Consider the following 26,116-nt stretch of genomic DNA (forward strand, 5'->3'; position numbering starts at 1 on the left):
ACCGGGCTTCCGCCGCGACGCGACCGGGCGCCGCGCGATCCGGTACACTGACGGCATACGCCAGACAAGATCCCTCGATGGACGCGCACGACGCTCCCGCCTTCCTCCACGAAGTCATCCTCTTCCTCGCGCTCGCCGGCGTGCTGATCCCGCTGCTGCAGCGGCGCAGCATCAACCCGGTGCTGGGCTTTCTCGCCGTGGGCATGATCGTCGGCCCTTTCGGCCTCGGCCAGCACACCGACAGCGTCCCGTGGCTGCGCCACCTGACGTTCTCGCGCCAGGAAGACGTCGCGATCTTCGCCGAATTCGGCGTGATCTTCCTGATGTTCATGATCGGGCTGGAGATGTCCGTCGACCGCCTGTGGGCGATGCGCCGCCTCGTGTTCGGCCTGGGGGCCCTGCAGGTCGGCCTGTCGGCGCTCGTGATCGGCGGCATCGCCTACGCGTTCGGCAACACCTTCGAGTCGTCGGTCGTGCTGGGATTCGTCCTGTCCTTCTCCTCGACCGCCGTCGTGATGCAGCTCCTCACGCAGCGGCGCGAAGTCGGCACCCCGCTCGGCCAGGCGACCTTCTCGGTGCTGCTGTTCCAGGATCTCGCCGTCGTCCCGCTGCTGGTCGTCGTCAGCGTGCTCGGGCAGAAATCCGGCGAAAGCGTCACGGCGCTGATGGGCGTGGCGGCGCTCAAGGGCATCGTCACGGTGGCCCTGATCTACTTCATCGGCAGCCGCGTCGTGCGCCCGCTCTTCCACCAGATTGCCGCCGTGCGCATGTCGAGCTCGTTCATGGCGGTGACCCTGCTCACGGCGCTGGGCGTCGCGGTGCTGACCCGGCAGGCCGGCCTGTCGATGGAGATGGGCGCGCTGCTCGCGGGCCTGCTGATCGCCGAGACCGAGTTCCGCCACGAAGTCGAGGTCACGATCGAGCCCTTCAAGGGCCTGCTGATGGGCCTCTTCTTCATGTCCGTGGGCATGGGCATCGACATCAGCGCGATCCTCGCCGAACCCCTGCTGCTGCCGCTCTCGGTGATCGGCGTGCTCGCGATCAAGGCGCTGATCCTGATCGTGCTGTTCCGCCTCTTCGGCCTGTCGTGGGGGCGCGCCGCCGAAGGCGGCATCATGCTCGGCCAGGGCGGCGAGTTCGCCTTCATCGTCATCGGCATGGCGCTCGGGCTGGGCCTGGTCAGCCCGACCGTCGGCCACTTCATGCTGCTCGTCGTGGGCCTGTCGATGCTCGTCACGCCGCCGCTCACGCTGCTCGGACGCAAGCTCGGCGACCGCATCGACGCGAAGCTCGACCGCCCGCCCGCGGACACGAGCGCCCCGCTCGACCAGATCGGCGGCCACGTGATCGTCGCCGGCTACGGCCGCGTCGGGCAGCTCATCGGCGAACTGCTGTCCGAACAGGGCATCCCCCACCTCGCCGTCGAAACGGACGCCAGGCTCGTCAAGAAACTGCGCGCGCGCGGTGCGCCGGTGCATTTCGGCGACGCGAGCCGCCCCGAACTGCTGCGCAAGCTGCATCTCGAACGCGCGATCGCCGTCGTGCTGACGATGGACCACACCGCTGCCGCCGTGCACGCCGTGAAAGGCATCCGCGCGAACTCGCCCAACGTCCGCGTTGCCGCCCGCGCACGCGACGAGGCGCACGCGCAGGCCCTGCGCGAAGCCGGCGCCAGCGTCGTGATTCCCGAGACCCTGGAATCGGGGCTGCAGCTTGCCGGCTCCGTGTTCGAAACCCTGGGTGTCCCGGGCGACGTCGCAACCCGGCTGCTCGAGCAGGAACGCGCACGCCGCATCGCCGTGTTCCGCCCGAGCTGAACCAGGAACGGAGGAACGCCGCCATGCCCACCCTCGCCCTCATCGCCACCGGCGGCACCATCGCCGGCGCCGCCGCGTCCGCAACCGACACCAGCGGCTACACTGCCGGCGCGCTCGGTGCCGACGCCCTGCTCGCCGCGGTGCCGCAGCTCGCCGAGGTCGCGCAGATCCGCGCCGAGCAGCCCTTCAGCCTCGACAGCAAGGACATGGGCCCGGCCCACTGGCTCACCCTCGGCCGGCGCACGCAGGCGCTCCTCGACGACGCCGGCATCGACGGCATCGTCGTCACGCACGGCACCGACACGCTGGAGGAAACGGCCGCGTTCCTGCAGCTCACGCTCGCCGGCACCAAGCCCGTCGTCCTCACCGCCGCGATGCGCCCCGCGACCGCGCTCTCCGCCGACGGCCCGATGAACCTCTACGCCGCCGCCTGCGTCGCCGCCCACCCCGACAGCGCCGGCCGCGGCACGCTCGTGAGTTTCGGCGACGCGATCTTTCCCGCGCTCGGCGTGCGAAAGTGCGCGACCCACCGCCTCGACGCCTTCGCCGGCGCCACCGCCGGCGCGATCGGCCGCAACGACCCGGTGCGCTACTTCGCCCCGCCGCCGGCCACGCCGCGTGCGTTCGTCGCGCTTGCCCCGGATCGCGCCGAACTGCCGCGCGTGGACGTCCTCTACGTCGGCGCCGGCACCCCGCCGGAGCTCATCGACCTGCTGCTCGCCCACGGCGCGCGCGGCCTCGTCCTCGCGCTGCCCGGCAACGGCAGCCTGCCGGCCGCCTGGGACGCGCCGGTCGCCCGGACCGTCGCCACCGGCATCCCCGTCGTCCGCGCGAGCCGCGTCGGGCTCGGCGCCGTGAACCGCAAGGCGCTCGACGACCGGCTCGGCACCCTCCCCGCCGGCGAACTCCCCGCGTCGCAGGCGCGCGTCGCGCTGATGCTGGCCCTCGCCACCGGCACGGTCGCGACGCTCGACCGGCTGTTCGACACCCCCTGACGGACACGTCCCGGAACATCGGCACGGCGCAGCCCCGCCCGGGGCCTGTTTCGTGCGGAGGCGTCCGCCACGCGCCAACGACGCGCGGAACAGACCCCGGACGGAGCGCTTCGAAGCCGCCGCTACATTCCGTAATCCTCGCCGCCGCCCGCCAGCGACACGTCGATCATGCGCCGCGTCAGGTGCGGCGCGAACAGCTCGATGAACGCATACACGTAACCGCGCAGGTAGGCGTTGCGCCGCAGCCCCACGCGCGTCGTGCTCGACTCGAAGAGGTGCGCGGCGTCGGCCATCCCCAGGCCCCTGTCGGTCGCCGCATCGTAGGCCATGCGCGCGACGATGCCGATGCCGAGGTCCATCGCGACGTAGGTCTTGATCACGTCGGAGTCGAGCGCCGTCAGCACCACGTTCGGCCGCAGCCCGCGCCCGAGAAAGGCCTTGTTGATCAGGCTGCGCCCGGTGAAGGCGTCGTCGTAGGTGATCAGCGGATAGCGCGCGATCGCCTCCAGCGTCAGCGGGTGCTCCTTCAGGATCGGATGGCGCGGCGCCGCGACGATGCAGCGGTTCCACTGGTAACAGGGCAGCATCACCATCTCGTCGTAGTCGGCGATCGCCTCGGTCGCGATCGCGATGTCGGCCTCGCCCGACATCACCATGTCGCATACCTGGCGCGGGCTGCCCTGGTGCAGCGACAGCTTCACCTGCGGAAAGCGCTGCATGAAGCTGCGGATCACGCGCGGCAGCACGTAGCGCGCCTGCGTGTGGGTCGTCGCGATCGAGAAGCCCCCCGCGACCTCGTTCGTGAACTCGTCCCCGACCTGGCGCAGGTTGTCCGCATCGCGCAGCATGCGCTCGGCGATCGCCAGCACCTGCCGGCCCGGCTGCGTCACATCGACCAGACGCTTGCCGTGGCGCACGAAGATGTCGACCCCCAGCTCCGCCTCGAACTGCCGGATCTGCTTCGATACTCCCGGTTGCGACGTGAACAGGGCCTCCGCCGCCTCGGACACGTTCAGCCCGCGACGCGCCACTTCGTGGATATACCGCAGCTGCTGGAGGTTCATGGCCGCCCCTATATAACCAAAACTTCTTAAAGTTTAACGCAAATCGTCTTTCTGACCTCGTCTCTCCCACATACGATGCCCTGCAGCATACAAAGGAAACGGTTTCATGGATTTCGCCTACTCAGTCGCCGGGTTCTCGGTCGGCGCCATCGTCGGATTGACCGGCGTCGGCGGCGGATCGCTGATGACGCCGTTGCTCGTGCTGCTGTTCGGCATCCACCCTTCGGTCGCCGTCGGCACCGACCTGCTCTACGCCGCGATCACCAAGGCCGGCGGCACGCTCGCCCACAGCAGGCGGGGCACGGTCGACTGGACCGTGACAAGACGCCTCGCCACCGGTAGCATCCCCGCCGCTGCACTGACGCTGGTGCTGGTCGGCAAGTTCGCCCCCGGCGGCATCGACGGCGCGACCGGCCTCATCAAGGTGGCGCTGGGGATCGCGCTGCTGCTGACGGCGGTCGCGCTCGTTTTCCGCAAGCAGATCCAGGGCTATGCCGCAAAACGCTTCGGCGGCCAGCCCAATCCGGTGCGCACGGCCCGCCTCACGGTCCTGACCGGTGCGGTCCTGGGCGTGCTGGTGTCGATCTCCTCGGTCGGCGCCGGTGCACTCGGCGTGACCGCGCTGTTCCTGCTGTACCCCGGGATGTCGGCCCTGCGCATCGTCGGCTCCGACATCGCCCATGCGGTGCCGCTGACGCTGGTCGGGGGCATCGGCCACTGGATGCTGGGCAGCGTCGACTGGCTTTTGCTCGGCAGCCTGATCATCGGCTCGCTGCCGGGCATCTGGATCGGCAGCCACATTTCGACGAAGGTGCCCGACCGGGTGCTGCGCCCGATGCTCGCGACGATGCTGGTGCTCGTCGGCGCGAAGATGATCGGACACTGAACGGCAGGATTTGAAGGACTCAAACGAGAGAGTACGCGATGTACCAATACGACGAATACGACCAGCAGCTTCTCGACGAACGCGTCGCGCAGTTCCGCGACCAGATGCGGCGTCACCTCGCCGGTGAGCTGACCGACGACGAGTTCCGACCGGTGCGTCTGCAGAACGGCCTGTACATCCAGCGCCACGCGCCGATGTTCCGGATCTCGGTGCCCTACGGCCATCTCGCCAGCCGCCAGCTGCGCAAGCTCGCGCACCTCGCGCGCGCCTACGACCGCGGCTACGCGCACTTCACCACGCGCACCAACGTCCAGTTCAACTGGTCGCCGCTGGAGGTGATCCCCGACATGCTCGCCGAACTGTCGACCGTGCAGATGCACGCGAACCAGACCTCGGGCAACGACATCCGCAACATCACCGCGGACCCCTTCGCCGGCGTCGCGGCCGACGAGATCGTCGACCCGCGCCCGTGGGCCGAGATCCTGCGCCAGTGGGCGACCTACAACCCCGAATTCGCCTACCTGCCGCGCAAGTTCAAGATCGCCGTGAATGGCGCCATCGAAGACCGCGTGGTGCTGCGCGTCTACGACATCGGCCTCGACTTCAAGCGCGATGCCGAAGGCAACATCGGCTTCCGCGTGCTGGTCGGCGGCGGTCTCGGCCGCACGCCCATCCTCGGCGAAGAGATCGCGAGCTTCGTGCCGTGGCAGCACCTGATCACCTATTGCGAAGCGATCCTGCGCGTCTATAACCGCTACGGCCGGCGCGACAACATCTGGAAAGCGCGCATCAAGATCCTCGTCAAGGCGCTCGGCGCCGAGGAGTTCGGCCGCCAGGTCGAGGAGGAATGGGCGCACTCGAAGGACGGCCCGAACACCCTGACCGAAGAGGAAGTGCAACGCATCGCCACGCACTTCGTCGATCCGGACTACAAGACGCTGCCGGCGCGCGATTTCGGCTACGAGTCGCACCTCGCGGACAGCCGCCCCTTCGCCGCGTGGGTGAAGCGCAACGTACGCGCCCACAAGAAGCCGGGCTACGCCTCCGTGACGCTGTCGCTGAAGAAGACCGGCATCGCGCCGGGCGACATCAGCGCGGAGCAGATGGATTTCGTCGCCGACTGGGCAGACCGCTTCAGCTTCGGCGAGGCGCGCATGACCCACGAGCAGAACGTGGTCCTCGCCGACGTGAAGCAGTCGGACCTGTTCACGCTGTGGCAGCTCGCCCGCGAGGCGGGCCTGGCGACGCCGAACATCGGCCTGCTGACGGACATCATCTGCTGCCCCGGCGGCGATTTCTGCAGCCTCGCGAACGCGAAGTCGATCCCGATCGCGCAGGCGATCCAGGAACGCTTCGACGACCTCGACTACCTGTACGACATCGGCGAGATCGACATCAACATCTCGGGCTGCATGAACTCCTGCGGCCACCACCACGTCGGCCACATCGGCGTCCTCGGCGTCGACAAGAACGGCGAGGAGTGGTACCAGGTCACGATCGGCGGCACGCAGGGCAACGAGACCGCCCTCGGCAAGGTCATCGGCCCGTCGTTCGCACGCGCACAGATGGCCGACGTCGTCGAGCGGCTGATCGAAACCTACATCGAACACCGGCACCCGGATGAGCGCTTCGTCGACACGGTGCACCGCCTCGGCATCGATCCGTTCAAGCAGCGGGTCTATGGCGGCGAACAACACACGCAAAGGAAGGTGGCGAATGCCTAAGCTCATCAGGAACGGCCAAGTCGTCGCGGACGACTGGCAAGTCGTCTCGCTCGCCGAAGGCGAGGCTGCAGCCGACGTCGCGCTGCCCGCCGGGCGTGCGCTCGTGCCGCTCGCCGTGTGGCAGGCACGCCGCGACGAGCTCGCGCCCCGCGCCGACAGCGGCGAACTGGGCGTGTGGCTGAACGCCGGCGAAGGCCCTGAGGATATCGCCGACGACACCAAGCGCCTCGCCGTCATCGCAGTGAACTTCCCCAAGTTCACCGACGGGCGCGGCTACTCGACCGCCACGCTGCTGCGCACCCGCTACGGCTACACCGGTGAGTTGCGTGCGATCGGCGACGTGCTGCGCGACCAGTTCAACTACATGACGCGCAGCGGCTTCGACGCGCTGCAACCGCGTGCGGACCGCTACTCCGACGAACAGCTCGAAGCGGCGGTCGCGAGCATCCGCGACTTCACGCAACCCTACCAGGCCTCGGCCACCCACCCGCAGCCGCTGTTCCGCCGCGTCGCCCGCCCGACCCAGGCGCAGGTGAAATCGTGAATAGCGCCGTGACGCTGCTGCGCCCGGCCGCCACCAACCCCGCCACGCGCCCCGAGCTGACACCGGCGCTCGTCGACGCCGTCAGCGCGAAGAGCGACGCCGCCCTCGCGCTGCTGCGCGCGGCGGTCACCGAGTTCGGCAGCGCCGGCGAAATCACCTTCGCGAACAGCTTCGGCGCCGAGGACATGGTCCTCACCGACCTGATCCTGCGCGAAGGGCAGCCGATCGAGATCTTCTCGCTCGACACCGGGCGCCTGCCGGCCGAGACTTACACCTTGATGGCCGAGGTCGAGCAGCGCTACGGCACGAAGCTGAAGGTCTTCTTCCCCAAGTCCGACGCGGTCGAAACCTACGTCCGCAGCCACGGCATCAACGCTTTCTACGATTCCGTCGAGCTGCGCAAGGCCTGCTGCCACATGCGCAAGGTCGAGCCGCTGCAGCGTGCGCTCGCCGACAAGAAGGCGTGGATCACCGGCCTGCGCGCCGCCCAATCGACGACGCGCACCGGCCTGCCGACGCGCGAATTCGACCAGGGCAACGGCCTCGTCAAGCTCAATCCGCTGTCGGACTGGTCCGAGACCGAAGTGTGGGCCTACATCCGCATGCACGAGGTGCCCTACAACGCCCTGCACGAACAGTTCTACCCCAGCATCGGCTGTGCCCCCTGCACGCGCGCGATCGCAGTCGGCGAGGACGTCCGCGCCGGCCGCTGGTGGTGGGAGGACCCGCAGAGCAAGGAATGCGGGCTGCACGTCAAGAAAGGCTGACACTCGCCCGAACACGTACCGAAATCACAAAGTAACCGAGAACCAAGATGTCCACGCTGACTCGTCAAACCCTGACCCACCTCGACTGGCTGGAAGCCGAGGCGATCCACATCATGCGTGAGGTCGCCGGCCAGTGCGCGAACCCCGTGCTGCTCTTTTCCGGCGGCAAGGATTCGATCTGCATGCTGCGCATCGCCGAGAAGGCCTTCCGCCCGGGCAAGTTCCCCTTCCCCCTGATGCACATCGATACCGGCCACAACTACAAGGAAGTGGTCGAGTTCCGCGACAAGCGCGCAGCCGAGCTGGGCGAGCGGCTGATCGTCCGCTCGGTGGAAGACTCCATGAAGCGTGGCACCGTCGTGCTGAAGCACGAGAACGAGTCGCGCAACAAGCACCAGTCGGTGACGCTGCTCGAGGCGATCGAGGAATTCGGCTTCGACGCCTGCATCGGCGGCGCCCGTCGCGACGAGGAGAAGGCCCGCGCGAAGGAGCGGATCATGAGCTTCCGCGACGAGTTCGGCCAGTGGGATCCGAAGAACCAGCGCCCCGAGTTGTGGAACCTTTACAACGCGCGTAGCCACAAGGGCGAGAACATCCGCGCCTTCCCGATCTCGAACTGGACGGAAATGGACGTCTGGCAGTACATCGAGCGCGAGAAGCTGGAACTGCCGTCGATCTACTTCGCCCACAAGCGCCCGGTGGTCATCCGCCAGGGCGCGGTGGTACCGGTCAACGTGCCGCTGATGAGCGGGGAACTGACCAACGTGCCCAAGGCTGGAGAGGAAATCGTCGAACTTCAGGTGCGCTTCCGTACCGTTGGCGACATCTCCTGCACAGCGCCGGTGGAGTCGGACGCCGACACCGTCGAGAAGATCGTGCTTGAGACGGCCACCACTACCATCACCGAGCGCGGCGCCACCCGTCTGGACGACCAGACCTCTGAAGCGTCGATGGAGCAGCGGAAGAAGGAAGGGTATTTCTGAGGCTGGTTGGTTTAGGCGGGATCGGAGTGCGGGGTGCTAATCGAGCGGAGCGGGGAATTTGCTCCGTCGGCTGCTGCTTCGCAGCGCGGCGGAGGTTACGCAAACGCGCGCAGTACAGCGCGCTCCCGCGCTGTCCGCTCAGACAGTCCTCGCCGCTCCGCAAACACCCCGCCCCGCTCTTGCTGATTGCAGGCTGAACGGGGAAGCGAAGGAACCTTGAGTTGCATTTGCCCGAACTCGGAAAAGCAGCACCGCAAGTTGAAACGAATTTGAACCTGGCCCTAAACCAACCCCGAACGTAGCCGGGGACGTGCGGGGTGTTCGCGGCGCGGCGAGGACTGTCTGAGCGCAGGCGCGGTAGCGCGCCGCTGCGCGAGTTCCGCAGCCGCAGAGCGAATACCCCGTGCGGCCCCGGCGGCTTAGCACCCCGCCGCACACAAACCGATTTAAGCAGCACCAGAAATTCTCGAAAGCTTGAAGGAACGAAAACCATGTCCGCCATCGAAAACCTGCCCGACACCGACCACGGCCTCCTGCGCTTCCTCACCTGCGGCAGCGTCGACGACGGCAAGAGCACGCTGATCGGCCGCCTGCTGTTCGACACCAAGACCATCCTCGCCGACACCCTCAACGCCATCGAGAAGACCTCGGCCAAGCGCGGCATGAGCGCGGTCGACCTGTCGCTGCTCACCGACGGCCTGCAGGCCGAGCGCGAACAGGGCATCACGATCGACGTCGCCTACCGCTACTTCTCCACCGGCACCCGCAAGTACATCATCGCCGACGCCCCGGGCCACGAGCAGTACACCCGCAACATGGTCACGGCCGCCTCGACCGCCAACCTCGCCATCATCCTCGTCGATGCGCGCAAGGGCGTACTCACGCAGACCCGCCGCCACTCCTACCTCGCGAGCCTCGTCGGCATCCCGCATCTTCTCGTCGCCGTGAACAAGATGGACCTCGTCGACTACGACCAGGCCACCTTCGAGCGCATCAAGGCCGACTACCTCGCCTTCGCCGGCAAGGTCGGCATCAAGGACGTGCGCTTCATCCCGCTGTCCGCACTCAACGGCGACATGATCGTCGACCGCGGCGACCGCCTCGGCTGGTACGAAGGCCCCACGCTGCTCGACATCCTCGAAACGGCCCCTGCCGCCCACACCGAACAGGCCGAGAACTTCCGCTTCCCGGTGCAGTTCGTCTGCCGTCCGCAGGACTCGGCGAACCCCGAACTGCACGACTATCGCGGCTTCATGGGGCGCGTCGAATCGGGCGAGGTTGCCGTCGGCGACGCCGTCACGGTACTGCCGTCGGGGCGCACCAGCACCGTCAAGGACATCCAGATCGGCGGCGTCAGCCAGGAATGCGCGATCCACGAACAGTCGGCCACGCTGCTGCTCGCCGACGAGATCGACATCTCGCGCGGCGACATGATCGTCAAGAGCGCCGAGCAGCCCAAACAACTGAAACAGATCGATGCCACCCTGTGCTGGTTGTCCGAAACGCCGCTGTCGCCCGCCCGCACCTACGTGCTGCGCCACACCACGCGCGAAGTGAAGGCCAAGGTCGCGAAAATCGAGTGCCTACTCAACGTGAACACGCTGGAGCGCGAATCGGTCAGCACGCTGGCGATGAACGATATCGCGCGCCTGACGCTCAAACTCGCGCAACCGATCTTCGCCGACCCTTACGTGGAGAACCGCGCCACCGGCGCCTTCATCATCATCGACGAAAGCACCAACAACACCGTCGGCGCCGGCATGATCGGCTGACCGGCCGGCCTTCAGCTGCTGCCCCACCCCGGTCGCCGAAATGGCGCCCGGGGTGTACGCGTTTTACCTTTACGGCCCCGGGTGTGGGAAAATCGCGCCCTGCCGTTTGTCTGCTGTCCGGCACAGCACCGCAATATAGAAGATGCACATGAAATGTCTCGATGATTTCCGCCTGCGGTTCGGGAGCAGGGAATACGTACCGATCGTGATCGGCGGGATGGGCGTAGACATCTCGACCTCCGACCTGTCGCTGGAAGCCGCGCGACTCGGCGGCATCGGGCATATCTCCGACGCAATGATCCCGACGGTGAGCGACCGCCGCTACGACACCAAATACGTGCGCGACAAGCTCAGGCAGTACAAGTACAACGTCGCCAACTCCAACAAGGCGGACGTGCAGTTCGACCTCGGCCTGCTCGAGGAAGCCCAGAAGATGCACGTCGCGCGCACCATGGAGCGCAAGCGCGGCGACGGCCTGATCTTCATGAACTGCATGGAAAAGCTCACGATGAACGGGCCCAAGGAGACGCTGCGGGTGCGCCTGCGCGCCGCGCTGGATGCCGGCATCGACGGCATCACGCTCGCCGCCGGCCTGCACCTGGGCTCCTTCGGGCTGATCGAGGACCACCCGCGCTTTCGCGACGTCAAGCTCGGCATCATCGTCTCGTCGCTGCGCGCGCTGGTGCTGTTCCTGCGCAAGTCCGCGCGCACCAACCGCCTTCCCGACTACGTCGTCGTCGAGGGCCCGCTCGCCGGCGGCCACCTCGGTTTTGGCATGGACTGGGCCCAGTACGACCTGCACACCATCGTCGCCGAAATCCGCGAGTATCTCGCCGCGGAGAAGCTCGACATCCCGCTGATCCCCGCCGGCGGCATCTTCACCGGCAGCGACGGCGTGTCCTTCCTCGAAGGGGGCGCCGCCGCGATCCAGGTCGCCACGCGCTTCACCGTATCGCACGAATGCGGCCTGCCGCCGGACGTCCAGCAGCACTACTTCGGCGCCAACGAAAACGACATCGAGGTCAACAACACCTCGCCCACCGGCTACCCGATGCGCATGCTCAAGAGCAGCCCGTCGATCGGCTCCGGCATCCGCCCGAACTGCGAAGCCTTCGGCTACCTGCTCGACGGCAACGGCAACTGCGCCTACATCACCGCCTACAATCGCGAACTCGCGCTGCACCCGGACGAGAAGCGGCTCAGGGTGATGGACAAGACCTGCCTGTGCACGCACATGCGCAACTTCGACTGCTGGACCTGCGGCCACTACACCTACCGGCTCAAGGACACCACGCACCGACGCGCCGACGGCAGCTACCAGATCCTCAGCGCCGAGCACATTTTCCACGACTACCTGTACAGCAAGGACAACAAGATCGCGCTGCCGCCGGTCGAAACCTGCGAACCGGTCAAGCCGGCCTGATCCCACGCCGGCTCGCCGGCAGCACAAGAAGGGCGTGCCCGCGACACTCGCGGCCACGCCCTTCTTGCGTCCACGATCAACGCGGGAACGCTTGCGGCGGGCCGCACTCATACGATCGGATGCTTCATGCATGCCGCAAGCCGGATGCGTTCCGGCGCGAGGAATGCGTATGCACAAAACGATATGGGCGCTGCTCGCGCTCGCACTGCTGATCCTCGGCTTTCTGCTGCACAACCGCCCGGCCGCCGCGCCCGCCGGCGGCGAGGTCGTCGTGCTGCACATCGACGGCGTGATCGGACCGGCGACCTCGGATTTCTTCGCGCGCGAACTCGCGCGGGCGCACACGCGGCAGGCCCGTCTCGTGGTGCTGGCGATGGACACCCCGGGCGGCCTCGACACCTCGATGCGCGCCATCATCAAGGACATCCTCGCCGCGCCGCTCCCCATCGCCACCTGGGTCGGCCCGGAAGGCGCGCGCGCCGCGAGCGCCGGCACCTACATCCTGTACGCCAGCCACATCGCCGCGATGGCCCCTGCCACCAACCTCGGCGCGGCGACGCCGGTGGCGATCGGCATGCCGGGCGGCCAACCCGATGGCGCCACGCCGCGCAAGGACAAGAAGGACGACAAGTCGGGCGAAAGCCCTGCGGCGATCGGCGACGCGATGATGGAAAAGGTGCGCAACGACGCCGCCGCCTATCTGCGCAGCCTGGCGCAGCTGCGCGGGCGCAGCGGTGACTTCGCCGAACGCGCCGTGCGCGAGGCCGCCAGCCTGTCGGCCGACGAAGCGCTCGCCGCGGGCGTCATCGACGTGATCGCCGCCGATCTGCCCGAACTGATGGCGAAACTCGACGGCCGCGACGTGAAACTCAACGGCGGGCGCACGCAACGCCTCACGACCGCCGCCGCAACCATCATCGAAATCGCACCCGACTGGCGCATGCGCGTGCTCGCCATCGTGTCCAACCCGCAGCTCGCGCTGATGCTGATGATGATCGGCATCTACGCGCTGTTCTTCGAATTCACCAACCCGGGCTTCGGCGTGCCGGGTGTCGCGGGCGCGATCTGCCTGCTGGTCGCGCTGTACGCTTTCCACCTCCTGCCCGTGAACTGGGCCGGCGTCGCGCTGGTCGCGCTCGGCGCGATCCTGATGCTCGCCGAAGCCTTCCTGCCGAGCTTCGGCGCGCTCGGCGTCGGCGGCATCGTCGCCTTCGTCGTCGGCGGCCTCTTCCTCATGGACACCGAAGCGCCCGGCTTCGGCATTCCGCTGCCCTTCCTGGTCGGCCTCGCGGTCGCCAGCGCGCTCCTGATCGGCGCCGTCGGCAGCTTCGCCGCCCGCGCCCGGCACCGGCCCGTGGTCAGCGGCCGCGAGCAGATGAGCGGCGAGATCGCAACGGTCAGCATCGTGACCGCGGACGGCGCATGGGCGCTTGTCCACGGCGAATCCTGGCGCGTGGCGAGCGGCTCGCCGCTCGCGCCGGGCGACCGCGTGCGTGTCACCCGGCTCGACGGCCTCACCCTGCGCGTCGAGCCGCTCGCCACCGAACCGACCCATCGCCCCGGAGGAAGCCCGCCATGATCTTCGATCTCAATCTCGGGCTGGGCACGGTCCTGATCATCCTCGCCGCGCTGGTCGCATCCGCGCTGCGGATCCTGCGCGAATACGAACGCGGCGTCGTCTTCATGCTCGGCCGCTTCTGGCGCGTCAAGGGGCCGGGCCTCGTCATCGTGATTCCCGGCATCCAGCAGATGGTCAAGGTCGACCTGCGCGTCGTGACGCTGGACGTGCCGAGCCAGGACGTCATCTCGCGCGACAACGTGTCGGTGAAAGTGAACGCGATCGTGTTCTTCCGCGTCATCGACCCGCAGAAGGCCATCATCCAGGTCGAGAACTACCTCGTCGCCACCAGCCAGCTCGCGCAGACCACGCTGCGCGCGGTGCTGGGCAAGCACGAGCTCGACGAGATGCTCGCCGAGCGCGAGAAGCTCAACCTCGACGTGCAGCAGATCCTCGACGCCCAGACCGACGCCTGGGGCATCAAGGTCGCCAACGTCGAGATCAAGCACATCGACCTCAACGAAAGCATGATCCGCGCGATCGCCCGCCAGGCCGAGGCCGAGCGCGAGCGGCGCGCCAAGGTGATCCATGCCGAAGGCGAGAAACAGGCGGCGGAGAGCCTGATGGCCGCAGCCGGGATGCTCGCGCGCGAGCCCGCCGCGATGCAGCTGCGCTACCTGCAGACCCTCACCCAGATCGCCGGCGACAAGGCCGCGACGATCGTGTTTCCGGTGCCGGTCGACCTGCTGAAGGGGCTCGTCGCCGAGTCCTCGCGGAAAACACCCTCCGAATGAGGCAGAAAGCGTGGCACCGGCGCGGAACCGGGCGCCAGCGCCTTACAAGACGTAGCGTGCCAGATCCTCGCGCTGGGCCAGCACGTCGAGCCGTGCATCGACATAGGCCGCGTCGATCAGCACCTTGTCGAGGCCGCTCTTGCCGGCATCGAAGGACACCTCCTCGAGCAGCCGCTCCATCACCGTGTACAGGCGGCGCGCACCGATGTTCTCGGTCTTCTCGTTCACCTGGAAGGCGATCTCGGCGAGGCGGCGGATGCCCGCAGCGACAAACTCCAGCGCCACGCCGTCGGTCGCGAGCAGCGCCTGGTACTGGCGCACGAGACAGGCGTCGGTCTGCGTCAGGATGCGCTCGAAGTCATCCACCGACAGGCTTTCCAGCTCGACGCGGATCGGGAAGCGCCCCTGCAGCTCGGGGATCAGGTCGCTCGGCTTGGACAAGTGAAAGGCGCCACTGGCGATGAACAGGATGTGATCGGTCTTGATCATGCCGTACTTGGTCGACACCGTCGTGCCCTCGACCAGCGGCAGCAGGTCGCGCTGCACGCCCTGGCGCGACACGTCGGCGCCGTGCACATCCGAGCGCGCGGCGATCTTGTCGATCTCGTCGAGGAACACGATGCCGTTCTGCTCGACCGCGCGGATCGCCTCCCCCTTCACTTCCTCGTCGTTGATCAGGCGCACCGCCTCCTCGTCCGCGAGCGCCTTCAGCGCCTCGGCGATCTTCATCTTGCGCAGCTTCTTCTTGCCGCCGCCGAGGTTCTGGAACATGCCCTGGATCTGCTGCGTCAGCTCCTCCATGCCCGGCGGCGCGAAGATCTCGGCCGTCATCGCCTGTGCGGCGACCTCGAGCTCGATCTCCTTGTCGTCGAGCTCGCCTTCGCGCAGCTTCTTGCGGAATTTCTGCCGCGTCGCCGTATCCTGCGCCTCCGGCTCGGCCGCGAAACCGACCGGCCGCGCGGGCGGCAGCAGCGCATCGAGCACGCGGTCCTCGGCGGCGTCCATCGCCCGGTCGCGCACCGTCTTCATCGCGCGCTCGCGCCCGTCCTTGATCGCGATCTCCGCCAGATCGCGGATGATCGTCTCCACGTCGCGGCCCACGTAACCGACTTCGGTGAACTTCGTCGCCTCGATCTTGATGAAGGGTGCATTCGCCAGGCGCGCCAGGCGCCGCGCGATCTCGGTCTTGCCGACGCCGGTCGGCCCGATCATCAGGATGTTCTTGGGCGTGATCTCGCTGCGCAGCGGCTCCTCGACCTGTGCACGCCGCCAGCGGTTGCGCAACGCAATCGCCACGGCCTTCTTCGCCTTGCTCTGGCCGACAATGTGCTTGTCGAGTTCGGAGACGATCTCCGGCGGGGTCATCTGGGTCATCCCTCGAGCACCTCGATCACGTGACTCTGGTTCGTGTAAATGCACAGATCGCCAGCGATCTGCAGTGATTTGCGCACGATGTCCTCGGGCGGCAGGTCGGTATTCTCCAGCAGCGCGCGTGCCGCCGACTGTGCGTACGCGCCGCCGCTGCCGATCGCGACGATGCCCTGCTCGGGCTCCAGCACGTCGCCGTTGCCGGTGATCACGAGCGAATTGTCGCGGTCCGCAACCGCCAGCATCGCCTCCAGCCGCCGCAGGATGCGGTCGGTGCGCCAGTCCTTCGCCAGTTCCACCGCGCTGCGCAGCAAGTTGCCCTGATGCTTCTCCAGTTTCGCCTCGAAGCGCTCGATCAGCGTGAATGCGTCGGCCGTCCCCCCGGCAAAACCCGCGAGGATCTTGCCCTGGTAGATCGGCCGCACCTTGCGCGCGGTCGCCTTGATCACGATGTTGCCCAGCGTGACCTGGCCGTCCCCGCCCAGCGCGACGCGGTTGCCGCGGCGCACCGAGAGGATCGTGGTGCCGTGATACTGTTCCATGTGGATATTCCTTGTGTCCGAGGGCGGACGCGGGGCGGTCTCAGCTGCGCAACAGCACCACTGCAACCTGATCGACACCCATCATCCGCAGCAGTGCCGCAACCATCGCATTGACATTGCGCAGCGCGACCTTCTTACCCTGCGCCTGCAGGGTGGCGAGAATATTGAAGAGCGTCCCGGCACTGACGAAGTCGATGCGCCGCAACTGGCTGCAATCGACTTCGACGTTCTGCAGGCTGCTCGCATGCGCGGCCAGCTTGCGGATCTTCTCGACCGCCGCGCTGGTGATTTCGCCGTCGAGGACGAAGTCGCCACACGGGGGCGCGTCCAGGTCGAGTGCCACTTCCTGTACCGACGTCGATGAAGCCGCCTGTGCGACGCGCGGCTCCCACGACGGCGGCGACTCCTCGAAGGTGATCGCATAATCCACCGCGAGGTTCTCGAAGCGCTCCTGCTCGCCGGTGTGCTGCAGCATCTCCAGCAGCAGCAGCCAGATGTCGCGCCCGCTCGGCTCGCCGGCCCGCACCTGGCCCGCGAGCATCTCGGCGAGCTGCCCGCAATTGAGCAGCGACACGTTCACCCGCTCGGCGGCAAACTCCCGCAACACGCCGCGAAAGAGCGTGCACCCGGTTTCATCGACCGAGCGCAGTCGCCCCAGATCGATGCGGATCGCACCGCTCTTCCTGCCGATGATTCCCATCTGCTGGAATTGCGTTGCCGCCTGGCCCGACAGGCCGCCGGACATGTTCACCATCGGCGCCACATTGGAGCGGACTTGCTCCGGCGCACTCGACAGGTCCGACCACGGCGGCGGCGAGCGCTCGAAACGCGTCGCATAGTCCAGCACCCGCTGCTCGAAGCGTTGGCGCTGTCCCGTCAGCCGGTACAGGTCGAGCAGCATCATCCACAGCCCCTCGCCCGTGCGCCCCCCCTGGGCGTCCAGCACCACGTTGAGCACCGCCTCGGCATCCTCGGTATTGCCGTTCGCGTACAGCACGGCGGCTTCCTCGTAGGCGGCGCCGATACCGCCCCCCATCTCCTGCACTTCGACCTGGCCGGCACAGTGCGCGAGCGCGTGCGTCGGATCGCCGACCGAAAAATCCAGCTTGGACAGTTCGGCCGGCTCCGCCGGCGGCACCACGCGCGAAGGCGCGGCAGCGGTCGGCGCGGCGGGCGATGGCGTGCCGGGAGCGGGCTTCTTGCCGAAGAATGGAAGAACCACGTTGCGACCTGTGCGAACGGATGGCTGATGGGGATTGCGGAAGGATAGCACTTCGAACCCGGCTCTTGCGCTTCTCGCGCCGCAGCCGCGCCCGCAGCGGGCGAGCGCGGGGTCCGGCACCTTACCTTTTGCAATACAGTCCGGGCGGCGCAGATGTAACAGAAGGCGTACGGTCGGCTAGAATGTTGCGATGCACACTCCCCGCCCGCCGTCGCCCTCCGTGGAAGAAAGCGTGTTTTCGCTGCCGATTCGCGTGTACTACGAGGATACCGACGCAGCCGGTGTGATCTACTACGCCAACTACCTGCGCTACTGCGAGCGCGCGCGCACCGAATGGCTGCGCGCGGCAGGCTTCGAGCAGCAGGCCCTGCTGACCGGGCAGCGTATCGGTTTCGTCGTCCGTTCGGTAAATGGCGATTATCTGTCACCCGGAATGCTCGATGATGCGTTACATGTCACGACGGGGGTTGAATCGCTCCGTGGAGCAAGCCTGGTTTTTATGCAGAAGGTGATGCGCGGCGACGAAACCCTGTTCCGCGGCCGCTTCGTCATCGCGTGCGTAAACCTCGACCGGAAACGCCCCACCCCCCTTCCCGCAGACATGCGCATAAAACTGGAAAAAATCGTACAAGCATGACCGTCACCAACGATCTTTCGATCATCAGCCTCGTCAGCCAGGCGAGCGTCCTCGCCCAGCTCGTCATGGCCCTGCTCGCGGGCCTGTCGCTCGTTTCCTGGTACTGGATCTTCCGCAAGTCCTTCCAGATCCGCGCCGCCCGCAACAAGACCAATGGCTTCGAGCGCGACTTCTGGAGCGGCGGCGATCTCAATGCGCTGTTCCAGTCGGCCGCCGCCGCGCGCCACGACACCGGCGGCATGGAGCGCATCTTCGAGTCCGGCTACCGCGAATTCACCAAGCTGCGCAGCAAGAACCACGACCAGGCATCGATCATCGACGGCGCACGCCGCGCGATGCGGGCGACCTACCAGCGCGAGGTCGACGACCTCGAAGCCCACCTCGCCTTTCTCGCCTCGGTCGGCTCGGTGTCGCCCTACATCGGCCTCTTCGGCACCGTATGGGGGATCATGAACGCCTTCCGCGGCCTGTCGAACGTTCATTCGGCGACCCTCGCCAACGTCGCCCCGGGCATCGCCGAAGCGCTGGTCGCCACCGCCATCGGCCTCTTCGCCGCGATCCCCGCCGTGGTCGCCTACAACCGCTTCGCACACGACATCGACCGCATCAGCATCCGCTTCGAGAGCTTCATGGAAGAGTTCTCGAACATCCTGCAGCGCCAGCTGCGCTGAGCGGGAGGACGCACCGATGCGCCAGCGTCGCCTGATGAACCAGATCAACGTCGTCCCCTACATCGACGTGATGCTGGTGCTGCTCGTGATCTTCATGGTCACGGCACCGATGATCCAGACCGGCAGTGTCGACCTCCCGACCGTGGGTGGAGTGCCGCAGCCGCCCGCCGAAGCGATGGTCGTCTCCGTGAAGAAGGATGGCTCCCTGACTTTCAAGCTCACGGGCGGCTCGACCGAACAGAAGATGAGCAGCACCGAACTGCTGCGCGAGCTCCATGACGCCATTGAGCGCAACCCGCAGCAACCAATCCTGGTCGCCGCGGACAAACAGGTGTCGTACGAGCGCGTGATGGAGACGCTCGACAGCATACGCAAGGCGGGCTTCCAGAAAGTCGGCCTGCAGACGAACACCAGCAGCACCCGATGAAAGACACGCATCTTGACCTGCAGCGCGATGAGCCCGGCAAGTGGGCATCGGCGGCGCTGACGGTCTTCGTCCACCTGGGCCTCATCGCCTTCCTCGTGTTCGGCATCCGCTGGCAGAGCAGCCCGCCCGCGTCGCTCGAGGTCGAGCTCGTCGCCCCCCCGGCGGCGCAACCCGCGCCTCCACCGCCGCCGCCTGCGATGGAGCCGAAGCCCGAACCCAAGCCGGAGCCCAAACCCGAACCCGAGCCGCCGAAGCCTCAGTTGAAGTCGGCGCCCCCGCCCCCTCCACCACCGAAGGTGGAGGCGAAACCGGAGATTGCGATCAAGGCTCCTGAGAAGAAGCCGCCGCAGAAACCTGCCGAGAAACCAGAGGAAAAGAAACCGCTGGAGAAGAAGCAGGAGCGGAAGGAGCCGGAAAAGAAGGTGGCCGCATCGCAGCCGAAGCAGCCCGAACCGAAGCCGGTGACGCCGCCGCCGGAGGACTACTTAAAGCATAAGCTCGCGCAGGAGACGGCTAAGGTCCGCGCCACGTCCGACTTCGATCGGGTGATGCGGGAGGAGGCCACGCGCGCTGCTTCCACTCACCTTGCCAACGCACGCGAAGATTACATCAACGGAATTCGCACCAAGGTGCGAGGAAACCTGCTGCGTCCGCCTGGTCTGAGCGGCAACCCGGTTGCGATATTCGATGTAGTCCAACTGCCCAGTGGCGAGGTGCTCAGCGTCAAGCTGAGGCAGTCGTCTGGCAACACCGCCCTAGACGATGCGATCGAGCGCGCGATCCATCGCTCGAGTCCTCTGCCTCCGCCAAAGGACCCCTCGGTTTTCGAGCGCGAACTTAAATTGGTTTTCGAACCGTTGAAAGAGTGAAGGAACCAAATCGAATCAGTTGAGATCTTTAAGCATCACGTTCGACTCCATTCGTTATAATTCGCCTTTGGGGCAACCCTCAACCATGAGAAAACTTCTTTCCGCCTACCGCCTGCTGCTCGCGGCCACGCTGACTCTCGTCAGCGCCGTCGCGCAGGCACAGCTGTCGATCGAAATCACCGGCGCCGGCGCCAGCCGCTTTCCGGTCGCCATCCCGGTGTTCGAGAACGAAGGCAGCCTGCCGCGCGGCGTCACCGACGTCGTGCGTGCCGACCTGGAGCGCAGCGGCCTTTTCAGCCTCGTCGACATGGGCCTCGCCGCCCTGCCCGTGACCACGATCCCGGACATGGGATCCATCCGCGGCCGCGGCGCCGACGCGGTGCTCGCCGGCAGCATCTACCCGCAGGGCGACGGGCGCTTCGAAGTGCGCTTCCGCCTGTTCGACACCCAAAAACAGTCGGAACTGGGCGGACTGTCGATGCGCATGGCGCCGGCGCAGAACCGCGCCATCGGCCACAAGATCGCCGACTTCGTGTATGAGAAGCTCACCGGCCAGCCCGGCTACTTCTCGACCCGCATCGCCTACGTCGTCAAGAGCGGCCCGGCCGCAGCGCCGCGCTACGAGTTGCAGATCGCCGACGCGGACGGCATGAATGCCGCGACCGCCCTGGCATCGCGCGAACCGATCATCTCGCCCGCCTGGGCGCCCGACGGCCAGCGCCTCGCCTACGTGTCTTTCGAAGCCAAGAAACCGGTCGTCTACGTGCATACGCTCGCGACCGGCCAGCGCCAGGTCGTCGCCAACTTCAAGGGCTCCAACTCCGCCCCCGCGTGGGCGCCTGACGGCCAGCACCTCGCCGTCGTGCTCACGAAGGACGGCCAATCCCAACTGTACGTCCTGAACGCCGACGGCTCCGGCGTGCGCCGCCTCGCCAGCTCGCCCGGCATCGACACCGAACCTGCATGGTCGCCCGATGGCGAGTGGATCTACTTCACGTCCGACCGCGGCGGCAGCCCGCAGATCTACCGCGCTTCCGCGAGCGGCGGCGGCGCCCAGCGCGTCACTTTCGACGGCAGCTACAACGTGACGCCGCGCCCCTCGGCCGACGGCAAGAGCCTCGCCTTCATCACGCGCAACAACGGACGCTTCCAGGTGGCGATCATGGACCTCGCCACCAAGCAGACAACGATCCTCACCGACTCGGCACGTGACGAGTCGCCCAGCTTCGCGCCCAACGGCCGCATGATCCTCTACGCCACCGACAATGGCGGACGGGGAGTGCTTGCGGCAGTTTCGCCCGATGGCCGGGTAAAGCAGCGCCTGTCGGTGCAGGCCGCCGATGTCCGCGAACCCTCCTGGGGCCCGCAACTTCGGTAATTCCCTCCCGCAAGCAACAACACTGTTCGATAGATCAGGAAACCCCATGAAAAAACTGCTCGTCCCAGTCCTTCTCGCAACTCTTCTCGCCGCGTGCTCCAGCACCGGCACCTTCGACAAACCCGCCGACGCTGCCGTCGATGAGCGCAGCAAGGGTGAAGGCTCCGGCGTCGCTACCGTGACCGCCCCGAGCGCCGCGGGCTCCGGCATCGCCGCGCTGACCGACCCGAAGAACATCCTGTCCAAGCGCAGCGTGATGTTCGATTTCGACAGCTACGTCATCAAAGACGAGTTCCGTCCGCTGGTGGAAGCGCACGCCAAGTTCCTCGTCCAGAACCCGACGATGAAGATGCTGATCCAGGGTAACGCCGACGAGCGCGGCAGCCGCGAATACAACCTCGCCCTCGGCCAGAAGCGTTCCGACGCCGTGCGCAAGGCCCTGACCCTGCTCGGCGCGAAGGAAGCACAGATCGAATCCGTCAGCCTCGGCAAGGAAAAGCCGCGCTGCACCGAATCGACGGAAGCCTGCTATGCGCAGAACCGCCGCGGTGACATGCTCTACTCGGGCGAATTCTGATGAAGCGCCTCCTGCCGCTCGCAGTCCTCGCCTCGCTCTCGTACATGGCGCCGTCACACGCGGCGCTGTTTGACGACGACGAGGCTCGGCGCGCAATCATCAATCTGCGCACGGAGCTCACCCCCCGCATCGAGCGGCTGGAGGAAAGCAGTCGCGGTCAGCTCGAACTGTCGAACCAGAACGAGCTGCTCCGCACCGAAGTTTCCAAGCTGCAGGGACAGCTCGAAGTCCTGCTGCATGAAATCGATTCGCTGAAGCAGCGCCAGCGCGACTTCTACGTGGACCTCGACAGTCGCGTACGCAAGCTCGAAACCGGCCCCGCTGCGGCCGCGCCCGAAGCACAGGCGCCCGTGGCCGACCCCGCGGCCGAATCGCGCGACTATGAAGCCGCCCTCAACCTGCTGAAGGATGGCAAGTACAAGGACGCACAGACCGCCTTCGACCAGTTCATCAAGCGCTACCCGCGCAGCGCCGTGCAGCCCGGAGCGCATTTCTGGGCCGGCAACGCCGCGCTGCAGTCGAAGGAAGTCGCCGTCGCCAGCAACTACTTCAAGACCGTGCTGGCGAACTGGCCGAACGACCCCGTCGCACCCGACGCCATGCTCGGCATCGCCAACAGCCAGCAGGCGCTGGGCGACGTCAAGGCGTCGCACGACACGCTGAAGAAGCTTGTCGAGCGCTTCCCCGAGAGCTCGGCCGGCAAGGCCGCCAAGCAGCGGCTCGCCCGCAAGCCATGAAGTTCGCATGACCCGGCCTGATACCGCAGCCCTCAAGCTGCGGATTACCGAAATCTTCGCCTCGGTCCAGGGCGAATCGACGCGCGTCGGCCTGCCCACGGTCTTCGTGCGCCTGACCGGTTGCCCGCTGCGCTGCAGCTGGTGCGACACCGAGTACGCCTTCCAGGGCGGCGAAAGCCGCAGCGTCGCCGAGGTGTGCGCTGCGGTCGCCGCCCTCGGGATCCGCCACGTCTGCGTCACCGGCGGCGAGCCGCTCGCGCAGAAGTCCTGCCTGCCACTACTCGCCGCGCTGTGCGATGCCGGTTTCTCGGTCTCGCTCGAAACCAGCGGCGCGCTCGACATCGCAGCCGTCGACCCGCGCGTGTCGCGCATCATGGATCTCAAGGCTCCCGGCTCGGACGAAGTCTCGCGCAACCGCTGGGAGAACCTTGCGCACCTGACGGCCCACGACGAGATCAAGATCGTGCTCGCCGACGAGGCCGACTACGCCTGGGCCAAGGCGCAGATCGCCCTGCACGCGCTCGCCGACCGGTGCACGGTACTGCTGTCGCCGGTGCAGGGGCGCCTCGACCCCACCACGCTCGCCGAGTGGATCGTCCGCGACCGCCTGCCGGTGCGCTTCCAGCTGCAGCTGCACAAGATCCTCTGGAACGACGCGCGCGGACGCTGAGCATCCCGGGCCGCGCCTTCGCCCACCGTATCCTCCGGAACCCCACGCCATGAATCACCCACCCAAGCGCGCCGTCATCCTGCTGTCCGGCGGCCTGGACTCCGCCACCTGCCTCGCGATCGCGCGCGACATGGGCTTTGACGCCTACGCGCTGTCGGTGGCCTACGGCCAGCGCCATGCGGCCGAACTCGACGCCGCCCGGCGCATCGCCGCCGCGCTCGGCGCGCGCGAACACCGCGTCGCCAGCGTCGAACTCGGCCAGTTCGGGGGCTCCGCACTGACCGACGAGAACATCCCCGTACCGGTCGAAGGCGCCTCCGCCGGCATCCCCGTCACCTACGTCCCGGCGCGCAACACCGTGATGCTCTCGATCGCGCTCGCCTGGGCCGAGGTGCTCGGCGCAAACGACATCTTCGTTGGCGTCAATGCCGTCGATTACTCCGGCTACCCCGACTGCCGCCCGGAATTCATCGCCGCCTTCGAAACCATGGCGAATCTCGCGACCAAGACCGGCGTCGAGGGCTCGCGCCTCACGATCCACGCCCCGCTGATCGCCCTGTCGAAAGCCGACATCATCCGCCGCGGCGACGCCCTGGGCGTCGATTACGGTCAGACGGTCTCGTGCTACCAGGCCGACGACCACGGGCGCGCGTGCGGCGCATGCGATGCTTGCCGACTGCGCCGCGCCGGCTTCGGCGCCGCGGGGATTCCGGATCCTACACCTTACGCATAGGGACAAATGGCCGCGCGAGCGTGCGCGGCCAATTACGCCGGGATATCCAGTCGCAATAGGCACGCAGGCGGCCCGCTTTGATCTAGGTCAGCCCTACCGCCAGAAAGGTTTTGTAACATTTCCCGCCATGACCTTGGGTCCTCGCGGGAGGCCTTTCCATGCAGTTTCGACTCGTCCGGTATTTCACCCTCGCCAGTCTCGGCATGTTCGCCCTTGTCGCGCTGAGCCTGACCTACTTCGAAAGGCAGCAAGGGGATTTTTTCCGGCGCACGGGTGACGAGCAGCGGGCCTTCTTCGGCGAAGTGCAGCAGTCCTTCACCCGGCAGCAGGAGCAATCCGCCCGTCGGGACCTGCTGACGATTCATGAGGCCGGCAACGTCAACCTCACGCGCCTGTTCGCGAACGCGCTGTGGGACAAGGATTTCGCCCCCTTTGTCGCCCGGGTGCAAACAATCGACGCACGCGCCTGCCAGGAAATCGCCGACGTCGACGACGACAAGGGCAAGAAGGTCGCGCCCCCCGAAAAGACTGCCTGCTTCGCGGAGATCGGCAAGCGCATCATGGCGCTGCCCGACTTCAAGGCGATCGACGCCAAGGTCTTCGCGTCGATGAAGAAGAGCACGGTGTTCAAGATCAAGGTGTTCGACCTGCGCGGCGTCACGGTGTACTCGTCCGAACACGCCCAGATCGGCGAGGACAAGAGCGCCAACGCCGGCTGGCGCAGCGCCGCCTTCGACGGCGTGCCGAAGAGCGAGCTCACCCACCGCGGCAAGTTCAGCGCCTTCGAGGGCACCGTCGAAAACCGCGACCTGATCAGCAGCTACCTGCCCGTCCTCGACCCGGGCAGCTCGCGCATCGTCGGCGTCTTCGAAGTCTATTCGGACGTGACGCCCTTCCTGCAGCAAATCCAGCACACGTCCGAACAGATCCGGGGCACGGCGAACGCCAACCAGACCAAGCTGGAGGCGGCGGCGCTCGAGAACCAGGCTGCCGTCGACGCCACATCCTACCGGCAGCTCGCGACCATCGCGGGCCTGCTCGTGCTGCTGTTCGCGGCGCTGCTCGCGATCGTGCGGCGCGCCGAGAAGATCATCCGGCAGCAGGCAGCCGATCGCGCCAACTTCCACCAGCAGCTCGCGCAATCGGAAAAGATGGCCTCGCTCGGCCAGATGGTCGCCGGCGTCGCGCATCAGCTCAACACCCCGCTCGCGTTCTCGCAGAACAACATCCTGATGGTCAAGGACGCGCTGCAGAGCATGGAGCTGCCGATGCAGGTCGCCGGCAAGCTCTCGTCCATCCTCGAGGACGTCGAGGGCGACAAGGTCACGATCAGGGTGTCGCAGCTCAAGGCGAACCTCGACAAGCTGCAGAACGGCAACGTCGACCTCACGATGCTGCAGGAAATGCTCAAGGACGTCCTCGGCGGCATCGACCAGATGACCGAACTCGTGGTGAACCTGCGCGACTTCACCCGTCTCGACCGCGCCGCGACGACCAATGCGGATCTCAACGAGTCCCTGCACACGGTCGCCTACATCGCGCAGACCGTGATCCCCAGGAACATCGAGCTCGTCGAGGAATACGGCGAGCTGCCCGAGGTCGAGTGCAACCCCTCGCAGCTCAACCAGGTCTTCCTCAATCTCATCAACAACGCGGCGCAGGCCATCGACGGCCCGGGCCGCGTCCGCATCCGCAGCCTGGCCGCCGGCGACAAGGTGCGCGTCGAAATCCAGGACAACGGCAGCGGCATCCCCGACGACGTCCTGCCGAACATCTTCGACCTCTATTACACGACCAAGCCCGCCGGCGAAGGCACCGGCCTGGGACTGGCCATCGCGCGCAACATCGTCGCCGAACATGGCGGCGACATCAGCGTCAGCACCCGCGTGGGCGTCGGCACGACCTTCACGGTGACCCTGCCGGTACGCCAGGGCGAGCCCCTGGCCAGGGCCGCCTGA

Annotated in this window: 25 protein-coding genes; 21 read left to right on the forward strand and 4 right to left on the reverse strand. The window is 66.9% G+C overall.

What is annotated here, in order from left to right; genetic code table 11:
• The first annotated feature begins 77 nt into the window (after positions 1-77).
• On the forward strand, positions 78-1,817 hold the full coding sequence (locus tag CDA09_RS20610) for a cation:proton antiporter domain-containing protein (protein ID WP_121430354.1): 1,740 nt from the start codon (positions 78-80) through the stop codon (positions 1,815-1,817).
• A gap of 23 nt (positions 1,818-1,840) precedes the next feature.
• Entirely contained in the window at positions 1,841-2,812 is a 972-nt protein-coding gene (locus CDA09_RS20615; RefSeq protein WP_121430355.1) for an asparaginase, read from the forward strand.
• A 122-nt stretch (positions 2,813-2,934) separates the two neighbouring features.
• Here CDA09_RS20615 and cysB read toward each other — a convergent pair whose 3' ends face one another.
• Complete coding sequence (cysB, locus tag CDA09_RS20620; RefSeq protein WP_121430356.1) at positions 2,935-3,876, reverse strand: HTH-type transcriptional regulator CysB; 942 nt, start codon at positions 3,874-3,876, stop codon at positions 2,935-2,937.
• A 106-nt stretch (positions 3,877-3,982) separates the two neighbouring features.
• On the opposite strand from cysB, the gene CDA09_RS20625 reads away from it, so the two are divergent.
• From CDA09_RS20625 to CDA09_RS20665, 9 genes are all read left to right on the forward strand, one after another.
• On the forward strand, positions 3,983-4,762 hold the full coding sequence (locus CDA09_RS20625; RefSeq protein ID WP_121430357.1) for a sulfite exporter TauE/SafE family protein: 780 nt from the start codon (positions 3,983-3,985) through the stop codon (positions 4,760-4,762).
• A gap of 38 nt (positions 4,763-4,800) precedes the next feature.
• A complete protein-coding gene (locus CDA09_RS20630; RefSeq protein ID WP_121430358.1) occupies positions 4,801-6,486 on the forward strand; it encodes a nitrite/sulfite reductase in 1,686 nt (561 codons plus the stop codon).
• Positions 6,479-7,030: a DUF934 domain-containing protein gene (locus CDA09_RS20635; RefSeq protein WP_121430359.1), complete on the forward strand. Its 552-nt coding sequence runs from the start codon at positions 6,479-6,481 to the stop codon at positions 7,028-7,030. The genes CDA09_RS20630 and CDA09_RS20635 overlap by 8 nt, the downstream gene beginning before the upstream one ends.
• A complete protein-coding gene (locus CDA09_RS20640; RefSeq protein ID WP_121430360.1) occupies positions 7,027-7,797 on the forward strand; it encodes a phosphoadenylyl-sulfate reductase in 771 nt (256 codons plus the stop codon). The genes CDA09_RS20635 and CDA09_RS20640 overlap by 4 nt, the downstream gene beginning before the upstream one ends.
• 47 nt (positions 7,798-7,844) lie before the next feature.
• Entirely contained in the window at positions 7,845-8,780 is a 936-nt protein-coding gene (gene cysD / locus CDA09_RS20645; RefSeq protein WP_121430361.1) for a sulfate adenylyltransferase subunit CysD, read from the forward strand.
• A 491-nt stretch (positions 8,781-9,271) separates the two neighbouring features.
• On the forward strand, positions 9,272-10,552 hold the full coding sequence (locus tag CDA09_RS20650; RefSeq protein WP_121430362.1) for a sulfate adenylyltransferase subunit 1: 1,281 nt from the start codon (positions 9,272-9,274) through the stop codon (positions 10,550-10,552).
• 148 nt (positions 10,553-10,700) lie between these two features.
• A complete protein-coding gene (locus CDA09_RS20655) occupies positions 10,701-11,975 on the forward strand; it encodes a nitronate monooxygenase (protein WP_121430363.1) in 1,275 nt (424 codons plus the stop codon).
• A gap of 169 nt (positions 11,976-12,144) precedes the next feature.
• Positions 12,145-13,554 carry an NfeD family protein gene (locus CDA09_RS20660; RefSeq protein WP_121430364.1) on the forward strand — a complete coding sequence of 470 codons (1,410 nt, stop codon included), beginning with the start codon at positions 12,145-12,147 and terminating at the stop codon, positions 13,552-13,554.
• Complete coding sequence (locus tag CDA09_RS20665; RefSeq protein WP_121430365.1) at positions 13,551-14,327, forward strand: slipin family protein; 777 nt, start codon at positions 13,551-13,553, stop codon at positions 14,325-14,327. Before CDA09_RS20660 ends, CDA09_RS20665 begins: the two co-directional genes overlap by 4 nt.
• Positions 14,328-14,369: 42 nt before the next feature.
• On the opposite strand, the gene hslU is transcribed toward CDA09_RS20665, so the two are convergent.
• The 3 genes from hslU to CDA09_RS20680 are packed head-to-tail and all read right to left on the reverse strand — an operon-like array spanning position 14,370 to position 17,459.
• A complete protein-coding gene (hslU, locus tag CDA09_RS20670; protein ID WP_121430366.1) occupies positions 14,370-15,701 on the reverse strand; it encodes an ATP-dependent protease ATPase subunit HslU in 1,332 nt (443 codons plus the stop codon).
• Positions 15,698-16,237, reverse strand: a complete 540-nt coding sequence (hslV, locus tag CDA09_RS20675; protein ID WP_121430367.1) for an ATP-dependent protease subunit HslV — start codon at positions 16,235-16,237, stop codon at positions 15,698-15,700. The genes hslU and hslV overlap by 4 nt, the downstream gene beginning before the upstream one ends.
• 40 nt (positions 16,238-16,277) lie before the next feature.
• The gene (locus CDA09_RS20680) at positions 16,278-17,459 is read right to left on the reverse strand and encodes an STAS domain-containing protein (protein ID WP_121430368.1); all 1,182 of its coding nucleotides are present in this window, start codon (positions 17,457-17,459) and stop codon (positions 16,278-16,280) included.
• 190 nt (positions 17,460-17,649) lie between these two features.
• Between CDA09_RS20680 and ybgC the strand changes: the two genes are divergently transcribed.
• The 10 genes from ybgC to CDA09_RS20730 all read left to right on the forward strand — a co-directional run bounded on the left by ybgC (position 17,650) and on the right by CDA09_RS20730 (position 26,116).
• Entirely contained in the window at positions 17,650-18,096 is a 447-nt protein-coding gene (gene ybgC / locus CDA09_RS20685; RefSeq protein WP_121430369.1) for a tol-pal system-associated acyl-CoA thioesterase, read from the forward strand.
• Positions 18,093-18,767, forward strand: coding sequence for a protein TolQ (gene tolQ / locus CDA09_RS20690; RefSeq protein ID WP_121430370.1), 675 nt, complete (start codon positions 18,093-18,095; stop codon positions 18,765-18,767). The genes ybgC and tolQ overlap by 4 nt, the downstream gene beginning before the upstream one ends.
• 16 nt (positions 18,768-18,783) lie before the next feature.
• A complete protein-coding gene (tolR, locus tag CDA09_RS20695; protein ID WP_121430371.1) occupies positions 18,784-19,194 on the forward strand; it encodes a protein TolR in 411 nt (136 codons plus the stop codon).
• Positions 19,191-20,063: a cell envelope integrity protein TolA gene (tolA, locus tag CDA09_RS20700; RefSeq protein ID WP_121430372.1), complete on the forward strand. Its 873-nt coding sequence runs from the start codon at positions 19,191-19,193 to the stop codon at positions 20,061-20,063. Before tolR ends, tolA begins: the two co-directional genes overlap by 4 nt.
• Before the next feature lie 85 nt (positions 20,064-20,148).
• The gene (tolB, locus tag CDA09_RS20705) at positions 20,149-21,441 is read left to right on the forward strand and encodes a Tol-Pal system beta propeller repeat protein TolB (protein ID WP_121430373.1); all 1,293 of its coding nucleotides are present in this window, start codon (positions 20,149-20,151) and stop codon (positions 21,439-21,441) included.
• Positions 21,442-21,487: 46 nt separating this feature from the next.
• A complete protein-coding gene (pal, locus tag CDA09_RS20710) occupies positions 21,488-22,018 on the forward strand; it encodes a peptidoglycan-associated lipoprotein Pal (RefSeq protein ID WP_121430374.1) in 531 nt (176 codons plus the stop codon).
• Positions 22,018-22,755 carry a tol-pal system protein YbgF gene (gene ybgF, locus CDA09_RS20715; protein WP_121430375.1) on the forward strand — a complete coding sequence of 246 codons (738 nt, stop codon included), beginning with the start codon at positions 22,018-22,020 and terminating at the stop codon, positions 22,753-22,755. The genes pal and ybgF overlap by 1 nt, the downstream gene beginning before the upstream one ends.
• A 7-nt stretch (positions 22,756-22,762) precedes the next feature.
• Complete coding sequence (gene queE / locus CDA09_RS20720) at positions 22,763-23,425, forward strand: 7-carboxy-7-deazaguanine synthase QueE (protein WP_121430376.1); 663 nt, start codon at positions 22,763-22,765, stop codon at positions 23,423-23,425.
• A 49-nt stretch (positions 23,426-23,474) separates the two neighbouring features.
• Entirely contained in the window at positions 23,475-24,158 is a 684-nt protein-coding gene (gene queC / locus CDA09_RS20725; protein WP_121430377.1) for a 7-cyano-7-deazaguanine synthase QueC, read from the forward strand.
• A gap of 158 nt (positions 24,159-24,316) precedes the next feature.
• The gene (locus CDA09_RS20730) at positions 24,317-26,116 is read left to right on the forward strand and encodes a sensor histidine kinase (protein WP_121430378.1); all 1,800 of its coding nucleotides are present in this window, start codon (positions 24,317-24,319) and stop codon (positions 26,114-26,116) included.

The organism is Azoarcus sp. DN11, assembly GCF_003628555.1.
Taxonomy (GTDB): domain Bacteria; phylum Pseudomonadota; class Gammaproteobacteria; order Burkholderiales; family Rhodocyclaceae; genus Aromatoleum.

Bases quoted from the DNA above. Each gene is read 5' to 3' on its own strand.
- CDA09_RS20635 (WP_121430359.1), top strand. From the start codon at position 6,479: ATGCCTAAGCTCATCAGGAACGGCCAAGTCGTCGCGGACGACTGGCAA.
- tolR (WP_121430371.1), top strand. From the start codon at position 18,784: ATGCGCCAGCGTCGCCTGATGAACCAGATCAACGTCGTCCCCTACATC.
- hslV (WP_121430367.1), bottom strand. From the start codon at position 16,237: ATGGAACAGTATCACGGCACCACGATCCTCTCGGTGCGCCGCGGCAAC.
- tolB (WP_121430373.1), top strand. From the start codon at position 20,149: ATGAGAAAACTTCTTTCCGCCTACCGCCTGCTGCTCGCGGCCACGCTG.
- CDA09_RS20665 (WP_121430365.1), top strand. From the start codon at position 13,551: ATGATCTTCGATCTCAATCTCGGGCTGGGCACGGTCCTGATCATCCTC.
- ybgC (WP_121430369.1), top strand. From the start codon at position 17,650: ATGCACACTCCCCGCCCGCCGTCGCCCTCCGTGGAAGAAAGCGTGTTT.
- pal (WP_121430374.1), top strand. From the start codon at position 21,488: ATGAAAAAACTGCTCGTCCCAGTCCTTCTCGCAACTCTTCTCGCCGCG.
- CDA09_RS20655 (WP_121430363.1), top strand. From the start codon at position 10,701: ATGAAATGTCTCGATGATTTCCGCCTGCGGTTCGGGAGCAGGGAATAC.
- CDA09_RS20650 (WP_121430362.1), top strand. From the start codon at position 9,272: ATGTCCGCCATCGAAAACCTGCCCGACACCGACCACGGCCTCCTGCGC.
- cysD (WP_121430361.1), top strand. From the start codon at position 7,845: ATGTCCACGCTGACTCGTCAAACCCTGACCCACCTCGACTGGCTGGAA.
- CDA09_RS20630 (WP_121430358.1), top strand. From the start codon at position 4,801: ATGTACCAATACGACGAATACGACCAGCAGCTTCTCGACGAACGCGTC.
- tolA (WP_121430372.1), top strand. From the start codon at position 19,191: ATGAAAGACACGCATCTTGACCTGCAGCGCGATGAGCCCGGCAAGTGG.
- ybgF (WP_121430375.1), top strand. From the start codon at position 22,018: ATGAAGCGCCTCCTGCCGCTCGCAGTCCTCGCCTCGCTCTCGTACATG.
- hslU (WP_121430366.1), bottom strand. From the start codon at position 15,701: ATGACCCAGATGACCCCGCCGGAGATCGTCTCCGAACTCGACAAGCAC.
- tolQ (WP_121430370.1), top strand. From the start codon at position 18,093: ATGACCGTCACCAACGATCTTTCGATCATCAGCCTCGTCAGCCAGGCG.
- CDA09_RS20615 (WP_121430355.1), top strand. From the start codon at position 1,841: ATGCCCACCCTCGCCCTCATCGCCACCGGCGGCACCATCGCCGGCGCC.
- CDA09_RS20625 (WP_121430357.1), top strand. From the start codon at position 3,983: ATGGATTTCGCCTACTCAGTCGCCGGGTTCTCGGTCGGCGCCATCGTC.
- queE (WP_121430376.1), top strand. From the start codon at position 22,763: ATGACCCGGCCTGATACCGCAGCCCTCAAGCTGCGGATTACCGAAATC.
- queC (WP_121430377.1), top strand. From the start codon at position 23,475: ATGAATCACCCACCCAAGCGCGCCGTCATCCTGCTGTCCGGCGGCCTG.
- CDA09_RS20660 (WP_121430364.1), top strand. From the start codon at position 12,145: ATGCACAAAACGATATGGGCGCTGCTCGCGCTCGCACTGCTGATCCTC.
- CDA09_RS20610 (WP_121430354.1), top strand. From the start codon at position 78: ATGGACGCGCACGACGCTCCCGCCTTCCTCCACGAAGTCATCCTCTTC.
- cysB (WP_121430356.1), bottom strand. From the start codon at position 3,876: ATGAACCTCCAGCAGCTGCGGTATATCCACGAAGTGGCGCGTCGCGGG.
- CDA09_RS20730 (WP_121430378.1), top strand. From the start codon at position 24,317: ATGCAGTTTCGACTCGTCCGGTATTTCACCCTCGCCAGTCTCGGCATG.